The sequence below is a fragment of the Bacillus sp. SN1 genome (genome assembly GCF_002796895.1).
Lineage (GTDB): Bacteria > Bacillota > Bacilli > Bacillales > Bacillaceae > Bacillus > Bacillus inaquosorum.
Genome location: NZ_PHIE01000001.1, coordinates 312,868 through 337,488, shown reverse-complemented (window position 1 = coordinate 337,488; position 24,621 = coordinate 312,868). Strand labels below are relative to the sequence as shown.

Here is a 24,621-nt window from a genome sequence, read left to right as displayed (position 1 = left end):
ACACAAGAATGAGCCAAATTTCTTTAAGAGAATAGAAAAAAGCCGCCATTACGGCAGCTTCTATAAAAGAAAATCTGCAACTTTGACAAGTTCCAGATTCATTAAACAGATTTATTAGAGATTCCTTTTAATACAAAACCAATTAATACACTATATGTACAAACCGCCCCAAGCAAAAACAGCATTGTCATTTGCTTCACCATCCTGATTGAGAATCTTTTTCAAATTCATTTTAACATGGGTGAGAATGATTTTCAATCGCTATTTTATGCTGTATTCCTCTAATGCTTTGTCTTCTGCACGAATTCTGACGGTTAACAAAACGGCATTTAAAATGGAAAACAGACACATGGTGACGTACGCTTGATATAGCAGCGGAATCAATAAGATTTCTAGTATAACAACGGTATAGTTTGGATGCCTCATCCATTTATAAGGGCCTTTTTTTACAAGCTCCGCACCTGGAACGACAAGGATTTTCGTATTCCAATATGCTCCTAAGGAACAAAGCGCCCAATACCGCACTGCCTGCACGATTAAAATAACCGCAGCGATACCGATCCACCAGCTTGACGGCTGTTTGTTCATCAGCAGCACCTCCACAATTAAAGACAGGAAAAAAAGGATGTGCATGATGATGATATACGGATAGTGGCTCTCGCCGAATTCGATCGCCCCTTGCTTCTTTACCTTTTGTTCATTTTGTCTGGCCACTGCCATTTCAGCTGCTCTTTGAGCAATGAGAATGGCGATCAACAACCAAAACATAAATCAAGCCCCCTTTTCCCAGCTGAATAACAGCAGCTCTGATGAAAATCCCGGCCCTAATGCGCCAATCAGTCCCCGTTCTGCTTCCTTTTTATGTCCGTTCAGCAGATGGTCTTTGATCACATACAATATTGTGGCTGAAGACATATTTCCGTGCTTTTGCAATATGCTTTGTGCAGATGAAAGCTTTTCCGGTGAAAGCTCGAGACTTTTGATGTATGCTTCAATCACTTTTTTTCCGCCAGGATGTGCCAAAAAAACACTGATATCAGTGAATGACAGCTGATGTTTGTCCAAAAAAACCTGTACATTTGTTTTGAGCCATTTTTCCACCAAAGTCGGAATATCTCTTGAGAAAATGACTTTGAATCCTTGACCTGTAAAATCCCAGCCCATGACATCTTCTGATTGTTTCATCAAAACAGATTGGGAATCTGTTACCTTTGGCGCAAGCTTCAGTTTTGACATCCTGCGGTCTGCCTTCTCCCCGCATAATAAGGCTGCAGCAATGCCATCGCCAAAAAGTGAGGTGCCGATAAGATTGCTTTTCGTTTTATCTTCCGGCTGGAATGTCAGGCTGCATAGCTCAGCAGCAATGACAAGCACGAAAGACTCAGGATGCGCTTTGCAGTATTCGGCAGCGCGCGCAAGTCCGCTGGCCCCTCCTGCACAGCCTAGGCCCCAAATCGGAATCCGCTTCGTATATGGAGAAAATGAAAGTTCGTTCATGAGCCGCGCCTCAATGCTCGGTGTGGAAAGGCCCGTGCTGGAGACGAAAAAAACAGCATCCACTTTCTCATAAGGGATGGCTTCTTGAAAAAATTCAGGATGAGAGAGGCACTCCCGAACAGCCTCTATGCTGTGCTTAAGTGTTTCTTCTATGTATATTTGATTTTTTTCTTCGAAGCTGTGACCCTCTTTATACCATTCAATCGGCTTGACAAATTGTCTCGATTGAATTTGCCCGTTTTTAAAGGAGGTTAACAGCCGGTCAATATCTTTAAAGGAATGCTGAAACATATACCGGGCAAACTCAGCCGCTTTCTCTTGGTTTACATCGTACGCAGGAAGACTTGTTCCGATGGATAAAATAAACGCCATGCGATCACCTCTTTGCATATATTGTTCCGCAACGATCTTTTTTATATGCAAAAAACTCCGCCGCGGCGGAGTTTAGACTGCTGTTTTTTGCTCAGTGATGTCAGCTGTTTGTTCTGTTTTTTTGGCTTTAGAAAATACGTTATATACAATATTTAGAACTACTGCAGTGAAGCTGCCGGCAACAATGCCGTTTGTTGTAAGGAGCGTTAAGGCGCTCGGAAGCTGCTTAAAAATATCCGGCACAACTGTCACACCGAGACCCAGTCCCACTGAGCAGGCAACGATGAGCAGATTTTCCTGTTTCGCAAAATCAATGCGGCTGAGCATTTTGATTCCATAAGCGATCACCATTCCAAACATCGCCACCATTGCCCCACCCAAAACAGCAGATGGAATAATGGTTGTGAAAGCAGCGATCTTCGGAAACAGCCCAAATGCCATTAAGATCACACCCGTGACAACAATTACGGCATTTTTCTTGATTCCTGTGAGCTGTACGAGCCCGACATTTTGAGAGAATGCCGTATAAGGAAAAGCGTTAAAAATACCGCCCAGCAGCACAGCCATCCCTTCAGCGCGATAGCCTTTTGATAAATCTTTCTCTGTCAGACGGCGGTTCGTCAGGTCACCTAAGGCAAAGTAAACACCAGTTGATTCTACAAGGCTGACAATTGCAACAATGGACATCGTAATGATAGGCGCTGCGTGAAAAGACGGCGCTCCGAAGTAAAACGGCTGAATCATTTGAACAACTGCCGCGTCCGAAACGTTATCAAATTGAACTTTTCCCATAAAATAAGCAATGAAGGTGCCGATCAATATACCGATCAAAATCGAGATGGATTTGATAAAGCCCGTCGTAAAACGGTATAGAAGCACAATAATACTCAAAACGATAAAAGCGAGAGCAAGATTGGAGAGATCTCCGAAATCTGCACTTCCTTCTCCGCCGGCCATGTTATTCATGGCTACCGGCATAAGTGTAATTCCGATAATCGTAACAACTGAGCCTGTCACGACGGGCGGGAAAAAAGATACAAGCTTCCCAAAGAAAAATGAAATGAGAATGACAAGAATACCTGACGAGATAATACTTCCGTAAACCGCTGAAACCCCGTACTCAGACCCAATCGCAATCATCGGCGATACTGCTGTAAATGTACAGCCAAGCACAACCGGAAGCCCGATCCCGAAAAATCGGTTGCTCCACACTTGCAAAAGTGTAGCCACGCCGCACATAAAAATATCAATCGATACTAAGTAGGTCAGCTGTTCGACAGTCAGGCCCATTGCTTTTCCGACAATCAGAGGAACGACAATGGCACCGGCATACATGGCGAGCACATGCTGTATCCCTAAAGACAGCGTTTTGCCAAATCCGTTTTTCATGAATGAACCTCCTGTACGAAGGACACTTTTCCTTCTTCTAATGATTGAATTCTTGCCAAAGATTCCACCCGGTAGCCTAGCTTCACAAGTTCATCTCTTCCCGGCTGAAATGACTTTTCGATGACAATACCAAGTCCCGCAATAGAGGCTCCCGCCTGCTTCACAATCGACACAAGCCCGTGCGCTGCTTGTCCATTTGCCAAAAAATCATCGATAATCAGAACATGATCCTGATCCGACAGGTGGGTTCCTGAGACCGCAATTTGGCTTTCTGTTTGCTTCGTAAAGGAATAAACAGACGCTGTCAGCAAGTTGTCGGTGAGTGTTAAAGATTTATGTTTTCTCGCGAAGACAACCGGCACACCCAACTGCAAACCCGTCATCACAGCAGGAGCGATTCCAGATGATTCGATTGTCACAATTTTAGTAATACCGTCTTTTGCAAATCTGGCGGCAAATTCGTCACCGATTTTCTGCATAAGCAGCGGATCAATTTGGTGATTTAAAAAAGAATCCACTTTCAATACCTGATCAGATAATACGACGCCTTCTTCCTCTATTTTCCGTTTCAGTGCTTCCATCCTGTCTTACCTCCGTTATGAGAATAAAAAAAGCATTGCCGCTCAAAAAAGAGCAAGCAATGCTGATATAACAAAAAACCGTACACATGCGGTCTCATTGCTCACTCATAGTCGAACATTTACGGTGTCCGGTAGAAACTTGCGTGCCATATCCACGCGATTATATGAGTGTTCCTATGATATTGTAATAAATTATATCAAGATTCTAATCTCTTGCATAGACAAAATAACAAAATTTCCGAACTTTATTTTTATTTTCTTGATAATCATTCGTCTTTTATGTATTTTGATTCTAAAAAAGCCTGACGGCCGCACCGGCAGGCTTTTGATTACGACAGATAGAGATTTGAATATTTGTTTGACAAATATTCAATCAAATAACGTACATTCAGCTCTTCTCCTGTTGCATCTTTAATAATGTCTAACGGCTTTTTCCGTTTTCCGTGAATGTGCACCTTTTCCGTCAGCCATTGTTTTATCGGATGAAATTCCCCTTTTTCCAAAAGAGTGTCAAACTCAGGCAGATCCTCGAGCATTTTTTGTTTCAGCTGAGCCGCATACATGTAGCCAAGCGCATAGGATGGGAAGTAGCCGAAATCTCCTCCTGCCCAATGGACGTCCTGTAAAATCCCCTCTGCGTCCGTCTGTGGTGTAATCCCTAAGTAATCCTGGTATTTTTGATTCCAAAGCGACGGCAGTTCTTCTACAGACACTTCATTGCTGAAAATTGCTTTTTCAATTTCATATCGGATGATAATATGAAGAGGATACGTTAATTCATCCGCTTCAACCCTGATGAAGGAAGGTTTTGATTCATTGATTGCACGGACAAAATCATCCAGCGAGATGTCCTTGAACTGTTTAGGTGATGCTTCTTGAATCTTCTTATAGTACGGTGTCCAAAAATGCTTGTTGCGGCCGATAAAATTCTCGTAAAATAATGATTGAGATTCATGGATTCCCATTGATGCACCGTCTGACAAGTTCGTGCCGCTCAGTGCTTCGTCAATATTTTGCTCGTATATCGCGTGACCGCACTCATGAATGGTGCCAAAGATCGCCGTACGGAAATCTTTTTCATCATATCTCGTCGTGACCCTAACGTCTCCGCGGTTCATCGTGGTCGCAAACGGATGAACCGTTTCATCTAGCCGTCCGCCATCAAAATCGTAGCCAAGCTCCTGTAAAAAATACAGGCTGAGCTCTTTTTGCTTTCCTTTAGGGAACTCTCTTGTGATAAAGCTTGTATCTGGTTTATTTCCGGAAGCTGTCACCTGCGCAACAAGAGGAATAATTGCTTCCTTGAGCTCGGAAAACAGCTGATCAAGCACCTTTACCGTGACACCCGGCTCAAACAAATCAAGCAATGCATCATAAGGATGCTCTTGATAACCCCAATATGTAATAAAACGTTTATTGAATTCAATCAGCTGCTCTAAATATGGGGAAAACAAGCTGAAATCAGATTTCCCTTTCGCTTCTTCCCACGCGGTTTCTGCCTTTGAACACAGAATTACGTATTCCTTGTATTCAGCCTCAGGGATTTTTTTATTCTCTTCATACTCTTTTTTCGCCAGCTCCACTGCCTTTTTCGTATCTTCAGATAAGTCATCAAATCGTTCATACAGGGCATCAATAAGCTCTTTCATCCGATCTGATGTTTGGATATTGAATATATCTGTTGAAAGCTGTCCGATGCTTTCGGCACGGTCCTCTGAGCCGTTTTTGGGCGCACCTGTTCTGGAGTCCCAGTGCATTAACGCAACTGCTTCGCTGTAATGTGAGATTCTTTTTAAAAGATCAAAAAATTCCTTTTCATATGTATGTATCTCCATATCCATTCCCTCCCTGTTCTAGCCGTTCCATTACAGGCTAATGGAAGGGGGTATGAAAGTCAAATTGTTTGTATAAGAGGCTGCCGGTATTTTTGGCGGCAGCCTTCTTTGTTCAGTTGATCGTCATTTGATTTTTTGGCGGCGGTGTTTTCCGCTTTTTCTCATTGATTTTTTTATCAACCCACACTGTTGCCAGCGGGGTTAGCAACGAGGTGACAATAACGCTTGTCGCAATGATTGCCGTTGCTGATTCAGCAACTGGCGCAAACGAAGCATTCGCTTCGGCTAATGCGTATGGCACGGCTACAGCCGCCCCCGCTGTAGAAGAAGCTGCCACTCCCGCGACGCCGTCTCCCCGCGCGACAAAACGATCAAGCAAAAACAAGGAGCCGCCCGATAAAATAACGACAGAAACACCGATAAAAATGCCGAGCAACCCTGATTGGATCAGCATTCCAAAATTCAGGGTGTTGCCGAGCGAAAAGGCGAAAAACGGGATGATCGCCGGTACAACCTTGCTGAATAAGTCTCTGAGATCATGATCAAGATTTCCAAGTATACAGCCGAGTAAAAACGGGATGACTGTCGCTGCCAGCGTTTCCCACGGAAATGCCGCAAGTCCCGTCACACCAAACGTCACCATGGTCATAAAAGGCCCTGATTCTGTACTGATAAACGCGAAAGCACCCGCATCCTCTTTTCTTCCCATATGGTTCATAAGCGCCAAATACAGGCCGCCGTTCGTTTCATTCATTACCGCGACAATTGCTAAAACAGAAAGACCTGCAAAAAAGCCGGATTGTATGCCTTCATCAGGTATAAATTGCGCTGCGATCACGCCGAGCAGCGCCGCAAATCCGACCTTTCCCAATAATAATGTGATTCCTTTCCTTGCGATATAGCCTGAAGAACGAAAATCAATCGTCGCTCCTACGCAAAAAATAAAAACACCCAGTATCGGCAGCGTTCCGGTAATCAAAGCACCCGTAAACCCTCCAAAGAACTCCGCTGTTCCAGGCGCAAACGTATTGAGCGCCGCTCCCAGAAACAGCGGAATAATCATCATTCCGCCAGGTACCCGTTCAATTGTCGCTTTGATTTTCATATGTGGATTCTCCCATCCTCCGGTTATGAAAAAACAATACCCCTTACACTTGGAAAACAGCCTGCAAATCTTCTTTTGAACAGCTGCCCAGCTGGCTGCCGACACCGACGGCGCCAGCTCCGGCTTTGAGCCAATCCGGCACTTCAGACGGATGTATCCCGCCTGTCGGAATAAAGGTCACCTGCGGGAAAGGGCCCGCTAAATTTTTCATAAACGGGATGCCAAACACACCGCTAGGGAACAGCTTCAATGTAGTAAAACCGCATGTCAGCGCTTCCATAATTTCGCTCGGAGTCAATACGCCGGGGATATAATGTGTCTTTAAAAAAGAAAGATGTTCAGCAAGGTCTGCTGAAAAACCCGGACTGACAATAAACTGCGCGCCAGCCTCAGCAGCTTCTCCCGCTTGCTGCGCAGTGATGACCGTGCCCGCCCCGATTAAAATATCTTCTCTATTACGGAAGGATTCGATAATATCTGATGCCCCAGGCGTCGTATAAGTCACTTCAACCGCACGAACCCCTTTATCAAGTAAACTCTCAATCTGCTGACAGGCCTCCTGTTTATCCTTTGAGCGAATGACTGCAATCAGCCTTGCTTCTTTCAGACGGTTTTCAACGATTTTGGAATCCATATTAATAATCCCCTTTCTTTTGGTAAACCGTTCTTTGAGCAGATAAAAATGCAGCTAATTTTTCCCTGGTAGGCAGTCCGTCCATATCCCCCGGTGCCTGAACTTGCAAAGCGCCAATCGCATTTCCCCTTTGCACCGCATCCTTGTATGACAAACCGTCAAGGATGCCGCTGATCACACCGACTGCAAATCCGTCTCCGGCACCGACTGTATCAACCACCCGATCGACCCGGAAGCCTTCTGCAAATCCTTCACTTTCCCTCGTTTTAAAGTAAGCGCCTTCTTTTCCGAGTTTAATAGCGACAAAGCTGACCCCTTTTTTCAGATAATAGTCGGCAATGCCTTCAGGTGTTTTTTCTCCGGTCAATAGCTCCCCCTCTGCGATCCCCGGGAAAAACCAATCTGCAAGACCAGCCAGATCATTAATGGTATGGGCCATCGTTGCTTGATCAGGCCAAAGCGAAGGCCTTAAATTGGGATCTAACGATACCGTTTTCCCAGTATGTTTCATATCCTTCATTACGTGGTAGGTAAAATCTTTCATTTCAGCAGATAAGGCCGGCGGAATCCCTGTCACATGCAAATGGCCTGCGCCTTGAAAATACTCTCTTGGATATTCAGCAGAAGTTAGTGTGCTTGCAGCTGAGTTTTTCCTGTAATAGGTAACTTGCGGATCGCCTTCTTTCACTTTTGACTTCAGCAGAAGACCGGTGGGATTTCCGTCCTGCGATCGGATCACGCGAGACACATCCACTCCCTCTTTTTTAAGCGCCTCTAAAATAAATGTTCCGAGCTGATCATTGCCGACCTTGCTCATCCATCCCATCTGAAATCCGAGTCTGGCCAGGCCGCAAGCAACATTGCTTTCTGCCCCGGCCAGCCCTTTAGAAAAAGTGGATGCTTCATGAAGGCCCCCGTACTCATTTGCGTAAAACATGGCCATCGATTCCCCGAATGTCACCGTATCGAGCTTCATCTTTTCCCAACCTCCTCTTAGTTGAGGGCACCTAGGATTAAAGTGACTTTCTCATGATGACTTCTGCCTCTAATTCAATGGTTTGAGGCGCTCCCTTGTCACCTTCAATCCTTTTTAATACACGTTCCATCGCCGTCCTGCCCATATCATGTGACGGCTGGGCGATCGTTGTAATGCCCGGACCGATCAGTTTGTACCATTCCGTATCGTCGAACCCTGCAATCCCTATATCTTGGGGGATGTGCAGTCCAAGCTCTTCCATACAGCTGATGATTTTCAGCATAATTAAGCCGTTCAAAGCCAGAATCGCTTTTTTTTGCTCTGGCATATCCTTGTAAAAAGAACGAAGCGCCGCCTTAAGCTGCTCCTTGTTTTTCACGTCAATTTCATACATTCTGACAAGCCCGTTCACATTTTGAGCCGAAGCCATTTCTTGATACACAACTGCTCTTTCTGCACGAGGGCTGATAGATGAAATCGGTTCGGTAAACAGCGCGACATCAGTGTACCCTTTGCTGTAAATCTTCTGAAGAATCTCTTTTGTGATCATTCTATTGTCAGTCGTTACCGTATCCAGTTTCAGATCTGGAAGTTTCCGGTCAATTAATATCGTTGGAATGTGCTGTTCGGCAAAGGCGTTCAGTAGATCCTTATTTTCTCCGGTTGTGTTTAAGATTAGCCCCTCAACCGAATGGGCTTCAAGCTTTAAGAGCATTTCCCGCTCTTTTTCAGGACTGTTATCTGTGTTGCACACCATAATGCTGTAGCCATATTGATCACAAACCTCTTCGACTCCCCTGAAAGCCGCGACCGAAAAAGGATTTGTAATGTCAGCTACAACAAATCCGATTAATTTGCTTTTTTTTATTTTCAAACCTTGCGCCATTTTACTTGGCCGATAATTCAATTCTGCAATTGCCTTTTTAATATTTTTCACTTTTTCAGGAGAAATCGCATCAATTTTTCCGTTGATATAGCGGGAAACTGTCGATTTCGAAACTCCTGCACATTCAGCTACGTCTTTGATGGTCGTATGGCCTGTTGTTTTCTTTTTCATTCAAGTGCTCCTGTATCTCATATATTTGAAACCGATTTCAAAACCGTTACAACAAAAGAATACCATATTTTTAAAATTTGGAAAGAGTTTTTTTAATAATGTGCTTATTCACAATTTTTCCGTTGACTCTTTTCACTATTTATCCTAAAATTTTCTTTGAAACCGTTACCAAAATATTTTCATTCAAGTGAGCCGAAATCCTAACCAAGGGGGAAATATAATGGAAAATCGTTATTCTGTACACCCTGAACAAGTTAAACGCTTTACAACAGAGGAGCTTCGCAGCCATTTCTTAATGGATACTTTATTTACGGAAAATAAATTAACGATGTATTACTCACATGAAGACCGGGTTGTCATCGGAGGAGCAGCTCCGGGGCAAAGTGAACTGAAGCTTGATGCCGGGGATTTCCTTAAAACTGACTTCTTCTTGGAACGGCGTGAAATTGGGATTATTAATGTTGGCCAGCCTGGTGCTGTCAGAGTCGGCGATGATGAGTATGTACTTCAAACAAAGGATTTTCTCTATATTGGAATGGGCAATCAGGATGTAGCGTTTACAAGCCTGAACGGAGAAAAAGCTAAGTTTTACTTTATCTCCGCTTGTGCTCATCAAAGCTATCCGACGCAAAAAGCCGCTCTTTCTGAACTGACACCGGACCGCCTTGGTGATGATGCAGCGTCTAATGTCAGAAGCCTGTACAAAGTCATTCATCAAGATGGCATTAAAAGCTGTCAGCTTATGATGGGAATTACGATGCTTGATCAAAACAACAACTGGAACACCATGCCGGCACACGTCCATGATCGCCGGATGGAGGCTTATCTTTACCTTGATCTTGAGAAGGATTCGAAGGTGTTTCACTTCATGGGCCAGCCGGACGAAACACGCCATCTTGTTGTCGGAAATGAGCAGGCTGTCCTTTCTCCTGCCTGGTCTATTCACTCTGGCGCAGGAACATCAAACTACAGCTTTGTGTGGGCAATGGCCGGAGAAAACTACACATTCACGGACATGGATGTCGTTCCGATGGATGGGCTGAAATAAGATGAGTTATCTACATGATGCCTTTTCATTAGAAGGAAAAACAGCGCTGGTAACGGGACCGGGAACGGGAATCGGTCAAGGAATTGCCAAAGCACTTGCTGGGGCTGGCGCTGATATTATCGGCACATCACATAAAAGCAGTCTGTCTGAAACACAGCAGCTTGTCGAACAGGAAGGCCGAACGTTTACGTCTTTTACAATGGATATGAGCAAGCCGGAAGCGATAAAGGGTACTGCAGCTGAGCTGTTCGAAAACCGGCAGGTCGACATCCTTGTCAATAATGCCGGCATTATTCACCGGGAAAAAGCGGAACATTTCCCAGAAGAGAACTGGCATCACGTACTGAATGTCAACCTAAACAGCTTGTTTATTCTGACACAGCTGGCAGGCGGACACATGCTGAAAAGAGGTTATGGAAAGATTATTAATATCGCCTCTCTTCTGTCTTTTCAAGGCGGTATCCTTGTTCCCGCATATACAGCGAGCAAACACGCTGTTGCCGGTTTGACTAAATCATTTGCAAATGAGTGGGCAGCGTCCGGCGTTCAGGTGAACGCAATCGCCCCGGGCTATATTTCTACAGCCAATACAAAGCCTATTCAGGACGATGAAAAGCGAAATGAAGACATTTTAAAGAGAATCCCTGCCGGACGGTGGGGCAAATCGGATGATATCAGCGGGACTGCAGTCTTTTTGGCATCACGTGCTTCAGATTATGTAAATGGACATATTTTAGCAGTAGACGGCGGATGGCTATCCCGCTGACAAATAAAAAAGCTGACGAACACGATCGTCAGCTTTTTTCTATTACATCATATGCGGTTCAACAGGAAGTACCTTTTTGACCTCATCAATAATGCGTTGATTTTCTCCGCCAGCGTAAATGTGAATCGAGCCGCTGTCTTGATTCGAACGAATCAGACGCCCGATGCCCTGCCGCACGCGTAATAACATATATGGCAGATCAACTTCTTCGAACGGATCTTTTTTCGCCCCGTTGCGTTTCGCTGTAAATACAGGATCATGAGGCGGGAAGGGCAATGACCAAATGGTAACATTCTTCAATGCGTCACCAGGAATATCGAGTCCTTCCCATAAGTGAACCGAACAGAGTACTGTTTCCTCTTCCTCTTGGAATTTCTCCACTAAGCTGCTGATTTCTTCATCACCTTCAAAGAAAATCGGATACGGCAGCTCCCAGGCCGCCGACAGCTGCTTAAACTCCTTTAATTCCTCAAAAGAAGGGAAAAGTACCAGCGTTCTGCCTTTATAACGCTTGATCGTTTCAATCGTTTCAGCCGTTTTTTGTTCAGCGGCCATCTCTGTTTTTGCATATAGATTAACGGTCATTTGCTCGTCATAATCATAAGGAGAATCAACGGTTAACGACAAATAATCATGAATCCCGAGACTGTCGGCTATATAATCAAACGAACCGCCTTCTGACAGCGTAGCAGACGAGAAGATGTAAGGAATTTTCTTTGAAAATACTTTTTCGCCTAGCACTTCTGCTACCGTTCTTGGCATTACAACAAAGGTTGATTCTGCTTCCTTTTTCTCCAGCCAGCTGATCGCATCCTTTTGATATAGAGATAATGAATACGCCATTTGTTCAACATATTCTTCCACAACTGACAGCTCGTATTGATCAATCGTGTACATCTCAGACTCGAACACGAGAGCCTCCCCGATTTTATCGAGCAAACGGCAAAGCTCGTCCGCCGCCTTTTTGACACGCTGGTCATTTTTTATTTCTAGACGGTGTGAACCGGCTACTTCTTTTGATTCTTCAGAAAGAACATAGAAAAATTCGTCGTTCGCAGCAAGCGCATCTTCAATCAGTTCAGCAAACTCTTCTCTGATGTCATTTTGAAGCAAACGTTCTAAAAACAATTCTAGAGTAGACTGCTTCACTCTGTAGGTTAACGCTTTTTGTGCGGCAAACTCTAACAGATGCCCTTCATCAAATACAACCGCACTATGATCAGGCAGCAGCGGCAGCTGGCCCTCTCGTTTGCGTGACTCTTCCGTCCACACATGCTCCATATAAAAATCATGGGAACAAATGATCAAGTCTGTAGACTTTCGGTAATAATCTCTGGAAAGCGTCAAACCGCATCTGTGTCTCATATCACAAGTCAGACAATCCTGAAACGAGTCGTAGCTTACTTCAGACCATTGTTCATTCGATAGATTTGCGTACTGCTTACGGTCGCCATACGGATAAAAGCGCTGCATCGCCTGTGATTCATGGACAAATGACGGTAATGACTCATAAAGATCCAGCCATTTATCATCATCAGAGCGCTGCATTGTTTTTTCAAGCTTCTTCAAGCATAAATATTGCTCATGTGACTTCGAAAGCCTTGTATCTATTTTCAGATCCAAATGTTCCGCCAGCTTCGAAATATCGCCCTCTTTTTTCACAAGCTGTTCGATTAATGTTTCATCAGCACAAGCAATAATGGCTGGTTTGCCGACATATCTTGCATAGCTGATCGCGAAAAGAAGATAAACCAGCGTTTTCCCCGTTCCCACTCCAGCTTCGGCAAACATGACTTTTTTCTCTTTAAACGCCCGCTCCAGCTGAAAAGCCATAAATACTTGCTCATCCCGAAGATCAAACCCTTTTTCGGGAAGGATATCGTAAAACACGTCACCAATCCAATTGTTCAATTCTTCATAAAAATTCTTTGTTTTCGTTAAAGAAAAAGGTAAACGTGATGTTGTCACCTAGTTCCAACCCCCAACTATTCGACATTCAGACCATCAATAATATCATTTCCTACTGATGAATACAATAAAAAAACTTGGCAATGCCAAGTTTTTTTGCAGCTTACTTTCGATTGATCACATGCGACGATAAAAAAGGATGGTCTGTTGAATAAATATGTTCCACCGCTTTTTCTAAATCATTTTGCGCATGCGACATCACAGACGGAGACGAATCAGCCCCGAGCTCCTTCAGCTCGTTTGCTGTTGCGTCAAGCGCCCTTTGGATAAGATTAAAATGTTCGCTGTTTAGCATGAGATCACCTCTGATGGAAATAATCATCATTGTATGCGAACTTTTCATTTTATATACATGCTTTCCGCATGTTATTACCGAAACATGCACAAACTACATTCGATATTCCGTACCCGGATTATCCGTCTTATCAACAATATTCTATCAGGGAGTGATGTTGACATGAGTTATAGAAATCGATTAGATCAGCATTCTGAACTGTTTCATCACAATTGGACGCGGCCTAAACGTTCTAAGTCTCAAGTAAACGGTCACACTGAAATGTCCCAAACCAACATTATATTGAGAAGCAACGCGAAAGCTCACCGTTGGTAACGATAGAATATGGCTGAAAGATGAAAGAAGACGCATGCAGAGCGTCTTCTTTTTTATGCGTTTTCTGTTTTCTTGCGCTGCGGTCTTACTTTTGACCAGTATTGATAATAATCCGTTTTAATAAATCCGTTAAAGAGCTTTCGTTTCTTCGTCGCTTTTCTGCCGTAAGCTTCCTCAAAATTCTCGTTTGATGTCAGCATATACACAGACCAGGTATCAAGCGGTTCGAACGCCTGTCCCATTTCTTTGTACATCTGCTCAACGGCTTTTTTCTCACCGAGACGCTCTCCGTATGGCGGGTTGCCGACAATTACGCCAAACTCCAGATTTGTCGTAAAGTCCTTGACCTGCATCTGCTTAAATTCGATTAAATCTCCCAAGCCTGCTTCCTCTGCATTCTCTTTTGCGATTTGAACCATGCGGTGGTCTATGTCGCTTGCGAAAATCGTAAGCGGCTGGTCATAGTTGGCCTTTTCTTCGACTTCAAGCCGTGCTTTGTCCCACAGATCTTTACCGATCCATTCCCAATCCTCTGAGACAAAATCGCGGTTAAATCCAGGGGCGATGTTTTGGCCGATTAACGCGGCTTCAATCGCGATCGTTCCGGAACCGCAGAAAGGATCGGCAAATGGACGGTCCGGGGTCCAATTGGTTAATTGCACTAAAGCGGCAGCAAGTGTTTCTTTAATCGGCGCGCCGCCCTGATCGACACGATATCCTCGTTTGTGGAGGCCTGTCCCCGACGAATCCAGTGTAATAATTGCTTGATCTTTTAATAAAGAAATTTCCACCTTATACTCGGCACCTGTTTCTTCAATCCAGTCATTGGCTTTGCCTGACTGGAGCTTGAGCTTTTCGACAATTGCTTTTTTGACGATCCGCTGACAGTCAGGAACGCTTGCTAGTGTTGATTTCACCGATTTCCCGATGACAGGGAATTTCCCGTTTTCAGGTATAAATGAGCGCCAGTTAATCGCTTTCGTTTTTTCAAATAGTTCATCAAATGTTTTCGCTTTAAAAGAAGCAACCTGTACCTTTATGCGGTCGGCTGTTCTAAGCCAAAGGTTCGCGCGGCAAATGGCAAGCGCGTCACCTTCAAAAATAACTTTTCCGTTATCAACCTTGCATTCGTATCCTAAATCTCGTACTTCCTTTGCGACAACAGCTTCAATACCCATTGGCGCCGTTGCAATTAGTGTATACTTCTTCATCGTATCACCCTGTCTTTTAAAACTTTTCTTTTCTCAAGATAAAAGCTCTCCTTATACGGGAGAGCTTGTTTTCATCGTTTTAAATGTAAGTGGTCTAACGTTCTGTAAGCCATGTTTTGTTCCGTCGTACTGCAAACGGCTCATCACCTCGTACTCAGGCGGCAATCATCTATCTACAGAAAGCATTCTGTCCTTCTCTCCGTTGAATTCCGTCAAGAAGGTTCCCCTACCAAAATTTGGGTTTCTCGCTCGAGGGGTTTACCGCGTTCCACCCTCACCATTTCTAGTGAGACTTCGTCACTGTGGCACTTTCAAGGATACTCAGCCATATCCAAAGGACGTAGGCTTTTTTCCTGCCGTCAGCCTATCAAGGCTGCCCTAGCTTATGACTTCGCTAGGCACGAACACTACGGGCATCTCAGCACCGTGCGAGCATGGACTTTCCTCTACAGATTCAAGATCTGCAGCGATTACCCGAACGTTAAGAACATGAATTATTATATAACAACTGATTGCAATTTACAAGCGCCATTTTTTTCAAGCGCGATCAATCATAAAGCTTGCTGCCAAACACGTGTTTTTCTAAGTTAGACAGCCGTTTTAAAATATCAAAGTTGGTTGTGTTAGATTGCACAGGCTGTTTTTTGCTGGCTTCTTCAAGCTGCTTTTTCAGCTGCAGATTTTCCTGCTGCAGTTCTTCGATTTCTTGATGGAAGGTTTCATAATCCTTAATAATCATATCTAAAAATTTGTCAACGTCTTCTTGCTTGTAGCCTCTAACGCCTGTTTTAAATTCTTTTTCCAAAATTTCTTTCGCAGAAAGCTTTACTTTATCAGCAAGCATCTTTTTCACCTCGTATCGTGAATCATCACCTTATATTTTTTCAGAAATCTGTACGGTTGTCAAATTTCTCTTTCTTTGTTACAAGTAGCTGTCTTCCTCTACTGTCACTCTCAGATCATCCATTGTAATAAAGTAGATGGGATAGCCATCCTGTTCTCGCCTTTTTACCGCTGTCCCAAGCATATACTTAGGGGAGCCTTCCTTTTCCGGATCATATAAAAGCAGAAGCCCGTCGGACTTATCAATGAAGAACTGATTTTTTTGTTTAAATTGAAGCGGGCTTTCATACGGACGGTGAGTCAGGCTTGCTTCATAGTCTGCCTGAGCCAGAACTGCTTCATACAGTTCCTTATTCGGTTCTTTCCAGTTCTTTTCCTGCTCGTAAAATGGCGTGATGACAGCTACCTTTAAATCAGGGTATTCTTCCTGCAAATCATATGCAGCTTCGGCCGCCCATAGTTCCGCCCCAAGCTGACCTGAAATTAAAATCCATTCTAATCCTTCATCCAAAAAAGCAATCAGCCGGTTCTTAATGGCTTTTTTTATGTAATACAGCGCCTTGTCATCCTGTTTAAATATCCCGAGTTCAAACGGTTTATAGCCCGTTATTGCCAATACTTTCATCATTTCACCTGCTTTAAAAAATGGGGCTCCCGTTGGGCCCCATTTGATGTGCTGCATTGTTTACACCATCAAGCTGCACGTTTTCCATACTAGTAGTCGCAGCAAGGTTTTCCTGCTTGAAAATGCTGATGCGTAGCCGGATCAACATTTGAGAAAGTGTGTGGAAAGTAGTGAACGTGCTGAAAATGCTGGTGGTTTACGTTTGTTGTATGCTGTGGATGAATGTGCGGCACGATAGTCTTCGAAAACGTATGGTGTTCACAGCAATGAGTAGGATGGACAATTGGCGCCACCATATGCGGTCTGCAGTGATGCATGATAAAATCCCCTTTCCATAAACTTTATTACAATACTAAGCTATGAAAAATTAGGGGTACATGTTCTAATACAAAGACCTATTTTAAAAGTGTGCAATTAAGCTGTCTTTAAAGTTTGAAAACACAAAAGCAATCAAAAATACCACAACAAAGAACAAGTAAAAAACACCCTTATACATACCAACTCTCCCTTTAAAAATAACTAACGTCATTTTACAGGATTCGCCGCTATTCTACAACAAAATCGATGTGAATTCAGCAAAAAAAATTCATGGCGAAACAAGTCGTCTTTTGCGCTTTCCCGGGGAATATTTAAGAGGAATATTTCCTCTTCAGCCGGGCGATTCTCACATGCAGTTTTTCTGTTTCTTTTTCTGATAAGAATGCCACATCGCTAAGTAACTGTTCAGTTATATGCAATGCTTTCCCGAACGCTTTTTCCTTATGCTCAAAATATTTCGCAAGCTCTATCACAGCATCATATCTGCACTTCTGGTTTTGGGAGCGGGACAGCTTTTCCCAAAGCGGCACTGCTTCTGCCAACCGGTTTTGTTTCTTGTACAGGAGCGATAAATCGAGCAGCGCTCTGTCCTGATCCTCAAACGGCTTTTCTTTAAGCGTTTCAAGCTGTTTGACCGCCTGATCCGTTTCTTTATGGGCCATAAACCATTTCGCCATTGCATAAGCTTCTCTGTGCTCTTTTGGCGCATGTGATTCTGAAAGAATTTTTTTAGACATATGAATGTACAATGAAATGAGCGATAGCACATCCATTTCATTATGATGCAGGACACCTTTTAGAAGATCCGGCTCTTGCGCCTTGATAAAATGAAAGTAAAGCATTGGCGCCAAATAGCCCGGTGTATCTTCTTGTCTGCGGATGCCGAGCTCCTCTTTTTCAACCGTGCCAAGTGATACACGGTCCATTTTGTGTTTCCACAGGCGTCTTGCCCCATGCAGAAGGTCAAAGTGGCCGAACTCCGGGAGCTTAGGAAGTCTGTCGCGGATCAATGTGTGCCTTGTTTTCACCTGCGGCCAATCGAAGGCTTTTCCGTTGTACGTAACAAGTGATGTAATGTCAACCTCGCTTAAAAAGCTTTGATACAAGGCGACTTCATTCCCCGGTTTGGGCAATAGATGCTGTTTGACTGTCACTCGGTCTTCATATACTCTCGCATGACCAAGCAAAAAAATAGTATTTCCGGCTCCGCCTCCAAGACCGGTTGTTTCTGTATCAAAGAAAAAGAGGCTGTTTTTCTTATACCCTTTTGCTGACAACGTATGCGACAGGCTGCTTTGATTCCACAATGTGATCACTTCATCAAGCTCAGAAAAACTGTACAACCCATGGCGGTGAGGAAGCGGATATTCTACTTCCCTGATGAGGCAGTATTCATCTTCGAAGAAAAAAGGCTTCATGCCAAAAGCCTCCCACTCTTCTAAAAACGGAATTTCAGCAAGGTTTTCAACGGGTTTGTTTTCTTGTTTACATGCTTCTATTTTATGTTCCCCTTCATCAAGCACCATATGCTTTTTCATTCGCTGGAGCTTCCCTTTTAATGACATATCTGACCTCCCTCCTTACGACATTTGATCCAACAGCTGCAAAATTCTTTCCTTTGCTTTTATCCCGTCTATTTCGGTACCTATACAAGACGGACAGCCGTCATGGCAGGGACATTGTTTAATCAGCTGTTTCGCAGCTTCATTAATATCTGCAAACCGTTTGAAGACTTCCTCCACCAAACCGATACCGCCCGGATAATGATCATATAAAAATATGGTCGGCAATCCGGTATGGGCTGCTTTGATTTGAGAAACGACATGCACATCGTTTCGGTCACACATGATATACACAGGGACAATATGCTGCAGCACATTCGAAATGCCAAGAAGCAGCTGTTCCAGCGTCTTTTCCCCGATGTCTTCGTCTGCTGTTTTGATTTCGAGCCAAGCTGCACTTGTATGCAGTTCTTCTTCCGGCAAATGAATAGGACCAGAGCCAATATTTTCGAAAGTGGTCATTTTTATTTTTTTAAAAATGGTCGGCAGGGCATTGACAGTGACGTCACCATAGTGCAGTGACGTACGGCTGTTTTCTGTCGTTTTATCAACTTCTAATACTTTTAGCTGAACTGCCAGGTTGGCATCCGTGTAATATTCGACATCGACTTTCCTGACATAAGCCTTTTTATGGTCCCAATCGAGCTTCTCTACTTGGTATTGAACCCCTTCATGCAAATAAATCGCTTCATCATGCAAAAGCGTCATCGCGCTAAATCGATCCATTTCACCGATAATCTTTACATTTGCAATATCTGACTGATCAACAATGACGACATTTTCTTGTGATGCTGAGCGCAAACTGATATTTGAAGCAGGGAACGATTCACTTGCCCAATGATACCGTTCGCCATTGCGGTGAAGAACAGCCTCTTCCTGAAGGTACTCAAGAATGTCACTGACATCCATCGGTCCAAACTCTTCATCAGCTCTAAAAGGAAGCTCATAAGCCGCACACTTTAAGTGGTCTACTAAAATAATCAAATTCTCAGGATTGATTCTTGCAGATTCCGGCGAACGGTTAAAGAAGTATTCAGGATGGCGCACAATATATTGGTCAATCGGCGTTGAATTGGCGACCATGATAATCAAAGACTCACCGTGTCTTCTGCCGGCTCGTCCCGCCTGCTGCCATGCACTTGCCACACTTCCAGGATAACCCGTCATCACACATACTTGCAGCTGTCCGATATCAACACCAAGCTCTAAGGCATTCGTACTGACAACTCCTAAAATCTCGCCTTCTCTTAACCCTCTTTCGATTTCTCTCCGCTCTTTCGGAAGATAGCCTCCCCGATAGCCTCTGATTGACTTTGTCCCGATCTCTTTTTTCACAAGCTCTTGAATATGGCTTAAAATAATTTCCACCCGGACTCTGCTTCTGGCAAAAACAATGGTCTGCACTTTGTTTTTCAGAAACTCTTTCGCCAGTTCATTCACTTCTGCTGTTGCACTCTTTCTGATATTCAGCGGTTTGTTCACAATTGGCGGATTATAAAACACAAAGTGCTTCCGTCCGCTCGGGGCACCGTTGTCATCGACCAGCCGCATCGGTTTGCCCGTCAGCTGCTCCCCCAATTCCTTCGGGTTGGCAATCGTAGCGGAAGTGCAAATAAAAATTGGATCACTTCCGTAAAACCGGCAGATACGCTTCAGCCGCCGGATCACATTCGCCACATGGCTCCCGAAAACACCGCGATACGTATGAAGCTCATCGATGACGATATACTTAAGGTTTTCAAACAAACTGACCCATTTCGTATGATGCGGAAGAATGGCAGAATGCAGCATATCGGGGTTTGTAATGACAATATGACCTGCTTTTCTCACTTTTTGTCTGATTGCCGGAGACGTATCCCCGTCATATGTAAAGCTTTTAATATCAATGCCCATTTCATCAATGATTTCATTTAGCTCGCTCTTTTGGTCCTGTGCCAGCGCTTTAGTCGGAAATAAATATAGCGCCCGGTTTGTTTCGTCTTGGGCGATGGACTGCAGGACTGGGAGGTTATAGCATAACGTTTTTCCTGATGCGGTTGGCGTTACGGTAACGATGCTCTCTCCTTTTTGCACACATTGAAAAGCGGAATATTGGTGGGTATATAGTTCATCAATGCCCCTATTCGAAAGGGCTTTCTTTATTCTCTCGTCTATACTTTCAGGCATCGGCCTTGTTCTTGCTTCACGAGGCTCAATTTCATGCCAATTCACAACGTTTTCATTTCCTTTCAACTCAGAAATGAGCTCAGTTAGTGATTTCTTTTTCATACTTTACACCTCTTTGTCAAATACAGTTTACCGAATATTTGTTTGCATGGCTAGGTGCAAATTTTATACAATCAAACAAAAAAGCAAGGCATACGCCCTGCTTATTTCGCTTTTATTGTGAGGAGCTTTGTTTTACCTTTATGCGCAGCTTTTTCGCCTGCCGGCACAATTGATCCTACAGCTTCACCATTCATTATAACGATCGGGATGACTGTACTGCTCGCTTTTTCTTTTATTAATTCCAAATCACACGTAATCAGCGGGTCACCGACCTTCACTTTGTCCCCTTCTTTAATGTGGGCAGTAAACCCTTCTCCGTTCATATTGACCGTTTCCAGCCCGACATGAATTAACAGTTCTATTCCCGAGCGAGTCCGAATGCCAACGGCGTGTTTGGTGTGGAAAATCTGAATCACTTCACCTTCAGCAGGTGAAACGATTTCCCCGTTTGAGGGTTCCACCGCTATTCCTTCACCCATCATTTTCTGTGAAAAAACAGGGTCCGGCACATCCGTCAAGTCCATTACCGTACCGTCTGCCGGAGAATAAATAACCTCTTCTGTCACTTTTTCCTGAGTTTTGCCCATTCCGAATAATTTTTTCAGCAATGTGTTTTCTCCCTTCTCATTCACTTCAACCGCTATCCCTTCATTCATCACTATTTAACCACACTTTCAATTTTGCTTCAATTTATAACAACATCTGGCACAGGCGCATAATCTGGTTAAAAAAGGCGGTGGCAGATTTGGAATTCTTTGATGACAAAAAGAACGAACTGCAAAAGAAAGAAGAAATCATTACACAGGCAATAGACCATCTTTTTCAATCCTCAGCGTTCGGCAACCTTTTAAACGGATTTCAGAACCTGATCAACTCGAGTTTAAAGGATGTGCAGACGACCATACAGCTTAGAGAAAGAGATACAGGGCTGTATGTCGATATCACGATTCCGTCGACGTTTCGAGACGGCGACATCGTGGTTGATATTAAATCTAGGTATCTTCATGTCACACTTCAAGAAAAACAGCAACAGCAATATGAGGCCACTTTGACAACCATGACGAGAACGGTGCAGCTGCCTTATGAAGTTCGCCAAGAAGATATGGAAACATCTTGGAACGAGCAGACAATGACGCTTTTCTTTCCAAAAAATAAGCATGAATGAGCGATTCATTCATGCTTCTATCATTTGAAAAAGCTAGTAAATCCCTTTATTAAAGATCCGACCTGATTCATTGCACTCATCACTTGACCTGTCGTATCCATCATTTTATTAAAATCAAACTGCCCATTGGCTTTTTTGAATTGCGACATAATACTTTGAAATTGTGAGGGCTGCTGCTGATTAGGCCTTGGGATTGGATAAGGATTGGAAAATACAGGCGGCTGCATTGGCATAGAATGGATCGGAGCATACGGCTGATAATAATCCTGCTGCCCATAATGCTGCTGCGGCAAGTATTGCCCAGGTGCAGCCTGCTGATAATATCCCTGCATTTGTTGAGGATAATAATAGCCCATTTGCCGAGGATAGCTTTGAGAACTCCAGTTCATTGCGATTCCCCCCAAACTCAACATGTTTCTCTTCTATATATGTATGAATGAAGTCTATTGTTTGTGTCACAGGTCCTGATCCGTGTTTGTCAAATTGTGTCGAAAGTTTAAATTTTTTAAAAACAGAAAAAAGTCGAATCATTATGGTACCATTTCTTCAATACAGATGAGAGGGGATGCACCATAATGAACGTATCATACTTAAGCAAACGTTTTGCAGAAATGAAGAAATATGAAACAGACTGTATGAATAAACTGATGGACTTTGCCAAGTTCCTCTATATTCAAGGACATCTCAGCACAACTGAGTTTCGTAACAGTATGAAGGTTCTCGAAGCAAATGGAGCAGAAAGCCCGGCATATGAGCTGAATTAACGTCTGGCCCCCTATAACAAACGAAAAGAAGACAGCCTTTACCGGCTGTCTTCTCTTGCAATTTCATCCTTTACTGCGTGCAACGTGTAAAGGACTGACTCAGTGATATCCTTGAATCGTTTTTTATGAATATGATGAACATATGATTGAAGGACCAATTCCTGAAAATTATCCTTTGCGGTCTCGATCTGCTCTCTATGCACATATTTCGGGCGGCGGGCTTTTATCAGTTCAAGCGCCCCTTGCGCCCAGCGAGCTGCCAGAACATCATTCTCTTCAACTGCAGGCTTTATCGTCTCAAAAAAATCATAAGAAAGATCACTGTCTTTTCCTTCCTGATATCGATCAGCGCCTTTTTCAGCAGCTTCAATCATCTGCTCGGTCATTTCCAGCAATGTTTGTGATTGCAACACCCTTCACCTCAATGCATATCGTACCAAATTTTGCTCGCAAATTCAGCCGATGCGGTATACCTTTTCAAATGCATACCTGTGTTCAGGCGAGTGATACAGCTCATTTATACAAATATGAAGGTCCATGATTTCTTCTTCCAGCACACTCAGGCGCTCGTTTTCCGTTTCCCGCATCTCAGCCTCAAATGCGTTTAAAGAATAATTCAGGCTCTGCTCAGCTCGGGTTAATTCGTCTTCTATATCAGAAAGCATACGGAGAATATCTGTCTTGCTTACGTAACCGGACATTCGTGTACCTCCCTTTCCTCGTCTCTCCTGGTTAACATTCTTTGCTCTTCAGGCTCTTTCCTTCCTCATGACAAAACTAGAAGCAAATCGCCAAACAAACACGTATTCCACGAAAAGCTGAAGTTTTCGACAAAAACACCCGCAAAAATTGTATGATCCTCTCCCTTAATGCAAACGATACTTGTGAGGAGGTGCCGTATGAAAACAAGACCGAAAAAAGCCGGCCAGCAAAAAAAGACTGAATCAAAAGCAATCGATTCTTTAGATAAAAAACTAGGCGGCCCGAACCGCCCTTCTACGTAAGAAGCAAGGATATCCCTTGCTTCTTTATTTTTTCAGCCAATGCTGCACCGCAAAAAGCGCATGAAGCTGGCGTTTTTTATGTAAATACCATTCTGTTAATTCAATCTGCTTCGGTAATTCCTCCCGCCTAAAGAACGTTTTCTTTATCTTTCCATGAAACCAATCTGTTTTCTTTCCGTCTAATGAGTGGATTAACTCAGGGTAGCATGTCCTTAGCATAGGAGATGTTCTTTTTGTAATCCCGATCATTTTTTCCATATCAAAACGGGAGCCTGTATGCGGCACTGTGTGCAGAAAGTGATAAAAAGAGGAGAACAATTCCGGACTAAACAGCAATTGAGACAGCTGCTTTCCCAGTCTTATCCTTTCCTCTGTCTTTGAAAAACGTTTCACTGAAATGCCGTAAAGAAACCCGTCTGCAGCTGGAAAAATAACGGTGTTGAAATGAAACCAGTCACTTAAATAAAAAGGAATCGTGTCAAAAACGTTCTTTTTAAACGAAGGATTTTGTATAATAGGTGTTTGGATAGTGTTTTGTTCATTTATAATGAGGGCATACATCAGCCGCTCCGTGTTTCGCTCATGCCAAAAACGGGCCCATTCTTCCGTCATAAATTGTGAGACGCCAAACACATGCAGATGATGAAACAGCGGTTTCCCGATTTTTTTTGACCAGTGATACAAAAGAAGCTGCGGATAGGCATCGGAAAAAATGAGCCAGTTCGCTCTTTCATAGGCTAAAAAGAACCACCTTTGCTGTCTCTCACGGAGTCCAAGCTGAAACAGACTGCCTTTTAAGTCAGTCATTGACCAGCCGGCATTGCGAGAAACGAAAGATGCCAAGAGCGACCATTTGATTTCCGGATGACGGTCATAAAATGCTTTATACGCATTCGTTCTTGAAATGTTATCTGCGTTTGTTGCTTTTGTCTGCCGCTCAATCCGGCTCAAAAGCTTTCTGATGGTCTGTTGTTCTTGCACGTTCATTCACTTCCGTCATGAATAGTTTAATAAGGAGGATGA

Annotated in this window: 30 protein-coding genes, 1 other RNA gene and 1 riboswitch; of the genes, 6 read left to right on the top strand and 25 right to left on the bottom strand. The window is 43.6% G+C overall.

The features are described 5' to 3' along the window. Positions 1-101 precede the first annotated feature (101 nt). The 10 genes from fbpC to kdgR form a co-directional block, all read right to left on the bottom strand. Positions 102-191 carry a Fur-regulated basic protein FbpC gene (gene fbpC, locus CVV77_RS01940; protein ID WP_100069434.1) on the bottom strand — a complete coding sequence of 30 codons (90 nt, stop codon included), beginning with the start codon at positions 189-191 and terminating at the stop codon, positions 102-104. Positions 192-261: 70 nt separating this feature from the next. Then, positions 262-768, bottom strand: coding sequence for an isoprenylcysteine carboxyl methyltransferase family protein (locus CVV77_RS01935; protein WP_100274504.1), 507 nt, complete (start codon positions 766-768; stop codon positions 262-264). A 3-nt stretch (positions 769-771) separates the two neighbouring features. Then, complete coding sequence (locus CVV77_RS01930; RefSeq protein WP_019258716.1) at positions 772-1,869, bottom strand: type III polyketide synthase; 1,098 nt, start codon at positions 1,867-1,869, stop codon at positions 772-774. 72 nt (positions 1,870-1,941) lie between these two features. Next, positions 1,942-3,258, bottom strand: a complete 1,317-nt coding sequence (pbuX, locus tag CVV77_RS01925) for a xanthine permease PbuX (RefSeq protein WP_100274503.1) — start codon at positions 3,256-3,258, stop codon at positions 1,942-1,944. Then, positions 3,255-3,839, bottom strand: coding sequence for a xanthine phosphoribosyltransferase (gene xpt, locus CVV77_RS01920; protein WP_004397964.1), 585 nt, complete (start codon positions 3,837-3,839; stop codon positions 3,255-3,257). The genes pbuX and xpt overlap by 4 nt, the downstream gene beginning before the upstream one ends. 88 nt (positions 3,840-3,927) lie before the next feature. Further along, positions 3,928-4,027, bottom strand: a riboswitch (purine riboswitch). Between the two features lie 141 nt (positions 4,028-4,168). After that, complete coding sequence (ypwA, locus tag CVV77_RS01915; RefSeq protein WP_100274502.1) at positions 4,169-5,674, bottom strand: carboxypeptidase; 1,506 nt, start codon at positions 5,672-5,674, stop codon at positions 4,169-4,171. A gap of 112 nt (positions 5,675-5,786) precedes the next feature. Next, positions 5,787-6,779 carry a 2-keto-3-deoxygluconate transporter gene (gene kdgT / locus CVV77_RS01910; protein WP_060398876.1) on the bottom strand — a complete coding sequence of 331 codons (993 nt, stop codon included), beginning with the start codon at positions 6,777-6,779 and terminating at the stop codon, positions 5,787-5,789. 43 nt (positions 6,780-6,822) lie between these two features. Beyond that, positions 6,823-7,413: a bifunctional 4-hydroxy-2-oxoglutarate aldolase/2-dehydro-3-deoxy-phosphogluconate aldolase gene (eda, locus tag CVV77_RS01905; RefSeq protein ID WP_100274501.1), complete on the bottom strand. Its 591-nt coding sequence runs from the start codon at positions 7,411-7,413 to the stop codon at positions 6,823-6,825. A gap of 1 nt (position 7,414) precedes the next feature. Beyond that, a complete protein-coding gene (kdgK, locus tag CVV77_RS01900; RefSeq protein WP_100274500.1) occupies positions 7,415-8,389 on the bottom strand; it encodes a 2-dehydro-3-deoxygluconokinase in 975 nt (324 codons plus the stop codon). Between the two features lie 37 nt (positions 8,390-8,426). Next, entirely contained in the window at positions 8,427-9,446 is a 1,020-nt protein-coding gene (gene kdgR / locus CVV77_RS01895) for a pectin utilization transcriptional regulator KdgR (protein ID WP_100274499.1), read from the bottom strand. A gap of 220 nt (positions 9,447-9,666) precedes the next feature. On the opposite strand from kdgR, the gene kduI reads away from it, so the two are divergent. Beyond that, positions 9,667-10,494, top strand: coding sequence for a 5-dehydro-4-deoxy-D-glucuronate isomerase (kduI, locus tag CVV77_RS01890; RefSeq protein ID WP_004397970.1), 828 nt, complete (start codon positions 9,667-9,669; stop codon positions 10,492-10,494). 1 nt (position 10,495) lies between these two features. Then, entirely contained in the window at positions 10,496-11,260 is a 765-nt protein-coding gene (gene kduD, locus CVV77_RS01885) for a 2-dehydro-3-deoxy-D-gluconate 5-dehydrogenase KduD (protein WP_100274498.1), read from the top strand. Positions 11,261-11,302: 42 nt separating this feature from the next. On the opposite strand, the gene CVV77_RS01880 is transcribed toward kduD, so the two are convergent. After that, a complete protein-coding gene (locus CVV77_RS01880) occupies positions 11,303-13,228 on the bottom strand; it encodes an ATP-dependent DNA helicase (protein ID WP_100274497.1) in 1,926 nt (641 codons plus the stop codon). A 103-nt stretch (positions 13,229-13,331) separates the two neighbouring features. Next, positions 13,332-13,523, bottom strand: coding sequence for a hypothetical protein (locus CVV77_RS01875; RefSeq protein WP_004397973.1), 192 nt, complete (start codon positions 13,521-13,523; stop codon positions 13,332-13,334). A gap of 162 nt (positions 13,524-13,685) precedes the next feature. Here CVV77_RS01875 and CVV77_RS01870 point away from each other — a divergent pair, with 162 nt between their 5' ends. Beyond that, entirely contained in the window at positions 13,686-13,838 is a 153-nt protein-coding gene (locus CVV77_RS01870; protein ID WP_010327933.1) for a YpzG family protein, read from the top strand. Positions 13,839-13,891: 53 nt separating this feature from the next. On the opposite strand, the gene CVV77_RS01865 is transcribed toward CVV77_RS01870, so the two are convergent. From CVV77_RS01865 to CVV77_RS01830, 9 genes are all read right to left on the bottom strand, one after another. After that, the gene (locus CVV77_RS01865; RefSeq protein ID WP_100274496.1) at positions 13,892-15,049 is read right to left on the bottom strand and encodes a THUMP domain-containing class I SAM-dependent RNA methyltransferase; all 1,158 of its coding nucleotides are present in this window, start codon (positions 15,047-15,049) and stop codon (positions 13,892-13,894) included. A gap of 100 nt (positions 15,050-15,149) precedes the next feature. Continuing rightward, an RNA gene (gene rnpB / locus CVV77_RS01860) (RNase P RNA component class B) lies at positions 15,150-15,531 on the bottom strand. A 65-nt stretch (positions 15,532-15,596) separates the two neighbouring features. Further along, positions 15,597-15,893, bottom strand: a complete 297-nt coding sequence (gpsB, locus tag CVV77_RS01855; RefSeq protein WP_003225629.1) for a cell division regulator GpsB — start codon at positions 15,891-15,893, stop codon at positions 15,597-15,599. Positions 15,894-15,971: 78 nt separating this feature from the next. Next, the gene (locus tag CVV77_RS01850) at positions 15,972-16,517 is read right to left on the bottom strand and encodes an SLOG family protein (RefSeq protein ID WP_100275125.1); all 546 of its coding nucleotides are present in this window, start codon (positions 16,515-16,517) and stop codon (positions 15,972-15,974) included. Between the two features lie 89 nt (positions 16,518-16,606). Beyond that, a complete protein-coding gene (cotD, locus tag CVV77_RS01845; RefSeq protein WP_080010830.1) occupies positions 16,607-16,834 on the bottom strand; it encodes a spore coat protein CotD in 228 nt (75 codons plus the stop codon). Between the two features lie 83 nt (positions 16,835-16,917). Next, the gene (locus CVV77_RS21935; RefSeq protein ID WP_003230707.1) at positions 16,918-17,046 is read right to left on the bottom strand and encodes a hypothetical protein; all 129 of its coding nucleotides are present in this window, start codon (positions 17,044-17,046) and stop codon (positions 16,918-16,920) included. 100 nt (positions 17,047-17,146) lie between these two features. Continuing rightward, positions 17,147-18,400: a ribonuclease H-like domain-containing protein gene (locus CVV77_RS01840; protein WP_100274495.1), complete on the bottom strand. Its 1,254-nt coding sequence runs from the start codon at positions 18,398-18,400 to the stop codon at positions 17,147-17,149. A 15-nt stretch (positions 18,401-18,415) separates the two neighbouring features. Then, positions 18,416-20,665, bottom strand: coding sequence for an ATP-dependent helicase MrfA (gene mrfA, locus CVV77_RS01835; protein WP_100274494.1), 2,250 nt, complete (start codon positions 20,663-20,665; stop codon positions 18,416-18,418). Positions 20,666-20,766: 101 nt separating this feature from the next. Next, entirely contained in the window at positions 20,767-21,273 is a 507-nt protein-coding gene (locus tag CVV77_RS01830) for a PTS sugar transporter subunit IIA (RefSeq protein WP_100275124.1), read from the bottom strand. 137 nt (positions 21,274-21,410) lie between these two features. Between CVV77_RS01830 and CVV77_RS01825 the strand changes: the two genes are divergently transcribed. After that, positions 21,411-21,830, top strand: coding sequence for an Hsp20/alpha crystallin family protein (locus CVV77_RS01825; RefSeq protein WP_019258729.1), 420 nt, complete (start codon positions 21,411-21,413; stop codon positions 21,828-21,830). 20 nt (positions 21,831-21,850) lie between these two features. Here CVV77_RS01825 and CVV77_RS01820 read toward each other — a convergent pair whose 3' ends face one another. Continuing rightward, a complete protein-coding gene (locus CVV77_RS01820; RefSeq protein ID WP_019258730.1) occupies positions 21,851-22,219 on the bottom strand; it encodes a YppG family protein in 369 nt (122 codons plus the stop codon). Positions 22,220-22,405: 186 nt separating this feature from the next. Here CVV77_RS01820 and CVV77_RS01815 point away from each other — a divergent pair, with 186 nt between their 5' ends. Then, on the top strand, positions 22,406-22,594 hold the full coding sequence (locus tag CVV77_RS01815) for a YppF family protein (RefSeq protein WP_003225611.1): 189 nt from the start codon (positions 22,406-22,408) through the stop codon (positions 22,592-22,594). A gap of 38 nt (positions 22,595-22,632) precedes the next feature. Here the strand turns inward: CVV77_RS01815 and CVV77_RS01810 are convergent, their stop codons facing one another. Together CVV77_RS01810 and CVV77_RS01805 are read right to left on the bottom strand one after the other, a co-directional pair. Then, positions 22,633-23,004, bottom strand: a complete 372-nt coding sequence (locus tag CVV77_RS01810; protein WP_060398888.1) for a YppE family protein — start codon at positions 23,002-23,004, stop codon at positions 22,633-22,635. Positions 23,005-23,049: 45 nt separating this feature from the next. Continuing rightward, positions 23,050-23,295, bottom strand: coding sequence for a DUF5446 family protein (locus tag CVV77_RS01805; protein WP_004398004.1), 246 nt, complete (start codon positions 23,293-23,295; stop codon positions 23,050-23,052). A gap of 198 nt (positions 23,296-23,493) precedes the next feature. Here CVV77_RS01805 and sspM point away from each other — a divergent pair, with 198 nt between their 5' ends. Further along, entirely contained in the window at positions 23,494-23,598 is a 105-nt protein-coding gene (sspM, locus tag CVV77_RS01800) for an acid-soluble spore protein SspM (protein WP_003225606.1), read from the top strand. Positions 23,599-23,622: 24 nt separating this feature from the next. Here the strand turns inward: sspM and CVV77_RS01795 are convergent, their stop codons facing one another. Further along, entirely contained in the window at positions 23,623-24,585 is a 963-nt protein-coding gene (locus CVV77_RS01795) for a DUF2515 domain-containing protein (protein WP_100274493.1), read from the bottom strand. Between the last annotated feature and the right edge of the window lie 36 nt (positions 24,586-24,621).

Excerpts from the sequence above, each read along its gene's own strand:
- kdgT (WP_060398876.1), bottom strand. The coding sequence starts at position 6,779 with ATGAAAATCAAAGCGACAATTGAACGGGTACCTGGCGGAATGATGATT.
- CVV77_RS21935 (WP_003230707.1), bottom strand. The coding sequence starts at position 17,046 with ATGACGTTAGTTATTTTTAAAGGGAGAGTTGGTATGTATAAGGGTGTT.
- CVV77_RS01875 (WP_004397973.1), bottom strand. The coding sequence starts at position 13,523 with ATGCTAAACAGCGAACATTTTAATCTTATCCAAAGGGCGCTTGACGCA.
- gpsB (WP_003225629.1), bottom strand. The coding sequence starts at position 15,893 with ATGCTTGCTGATAAAGTAAAGCTTTCTGCGAAAGAAATTTTGGAAAAA.
- CVV77_RS01840 (WP_100274495.1), bottom strand. The coding sequence starts at position 18,400 with ATGTCATTAAAAGGGAAGCTCCAGCGAATGAAAAAGCATATGGTGCTT.
- cotD (WP_080010830.1), bottom strand. The coding sequence starts at position 16,834 with ATGCATCACTGCAGACCGCATATGGTGGCGCCAATTGTCCATCCTACT.
- CVV77_RS01815 (WP_003225611.1), top strand. The coding sequence starts at position 22,406 with ATGAACGTATCATACTTAAGCAAACGTTTTGCAGAAATGAAGAAATAT.
- fbpC (WP_100069434.1), bottom strand. The coding sequence starts at position 191 with ATGACAATGCTGTTTTTGCTTGGGGCGGTTTGTACATATAGTGTATTA.
- eda (WP_100274501.1), bottom strand. The coding sequence starts at position 7,413 with ATGGATTCCAAAATCGTTGAAAACCGTCTGAAAGAAGCAAGGCTGATT.
- ypwA (WP_100274502.1), bottom strand. The coding sequence starts at position 5,674 with ATGGAGATACATACATATGAAAAGGAATTTTTTGATCTTTTAAAAAGA.
- kdgR (WP_100274499.1), bottom strand. The coding sequence starts at position 9,446 with ATGAAAAAGAAAACAACAGGCCATACGACCATCAAAGACGTAGCTGAA.
- CVV77_RS01850 (WP_100275125.1), bottom strand. The coding sequence starts at position 16,517 with ATGAAAGTATTGGCAATAACGGGCTATAAACCGTTTGAACTCGGGATA.
- CVV77_RS01865 (WP_100274496.1), bottom strand. The coding sequence starts at position 15,049 with ATGAAGAAGTATACACTAATTGCAACGGCGCCAATGGGTATTGAAGCT.
- CVV77_RS01930 (WP_019258716.1), bottom strand. The coding sequence starts at position 1,869 with ATGGCGTTTATTTTATCCATCGGAACAAGTCTTCCTGCGTACGATGTA.
- xpt (WP_004397964.1), bottom strand. The coding sequence starts at position 3,839 with ATGGAAGCACTGAAACGGAAAATAGAGGAAGAAGGCGTCGTATTATCT.
- kduI (WP_004397970.1), top strand. The coding sequence starts at position 9,667 with ATGGAAAATCGTTATTCTGTACACCCTGAACAAGTTAAACGCTTTACA.
- CVV77_RS01820 (WP_019258730.1), bottom strand. The coding sequence starts at position 22,219 with ATGAACTGGAGTTCTCAAAGCTATCCTCGGCAAATGGGCTATTATTAT.
- sspM (WP_003225606.1), top strand. The coding sequence starts at position 23,494 with ATGAAAACAAGACCGAAAAAAGCCGGCCAGCAAAAAAAGACTGAATCA.
- CVV77_RS01805 (WP_004398004.1), bottom strand. The coding sequence starts at position 23,295 with ATGTCCGGTTACGTAAGCAAGACAGATATTCTCCGTATGCTTTCTGAT.
- CVV77_RS01870 (WP_010327933.1), top strand. The coding sequence starts at position 13,686 with ATGAGTTATAGAAATCGATTAGATCAGCATTCTGAACTGTTTCATCAC.
- CVV77_RS01935 (WP_100274504.1), bottom strand. The coding sequence starts at position 768 with ATGTTTTGGTTGTTGATCGCCATTCTCATTGCTCAAAGAGCAGCTGAA.
- CVV77_RS01795 (WP_100274493.1), bottom strand. The coding sequence starts at position 24,585 with ATGAACGTGCAAGAACAACAGACCATCAGAAAGCTTTTGAGCCGGATT.
- pbuX (WP_100274503.1), bottom strand. The coding sequence starts at position 3,258 with ATGAAAAACGGATTTGGCAAAACGCTGTCTTTAGGGATACAGCATGTG.
- kduD (WP_100274498.1), top strand. The coding sequence starts at position 10,496 with ATGAGTTATCTACATGATGCCTTTTCATTAGAAGGAAAAACAGCGCTG.
- kdgK (WP_100274500.1), bottom strand. The coding sequence starts at position 8,389 with ATGAAGCTCGATACGGTGACATTCGGGGAATCGATGGCCATGTTTTAC.
- mrfA (WP_100274494.1), bottom strand. The coding sequence starts at position 20,665 with ATGAAAAAGAAATCACTAACTGAGCTCATTTCTGAGTTGAAAGGAAAT.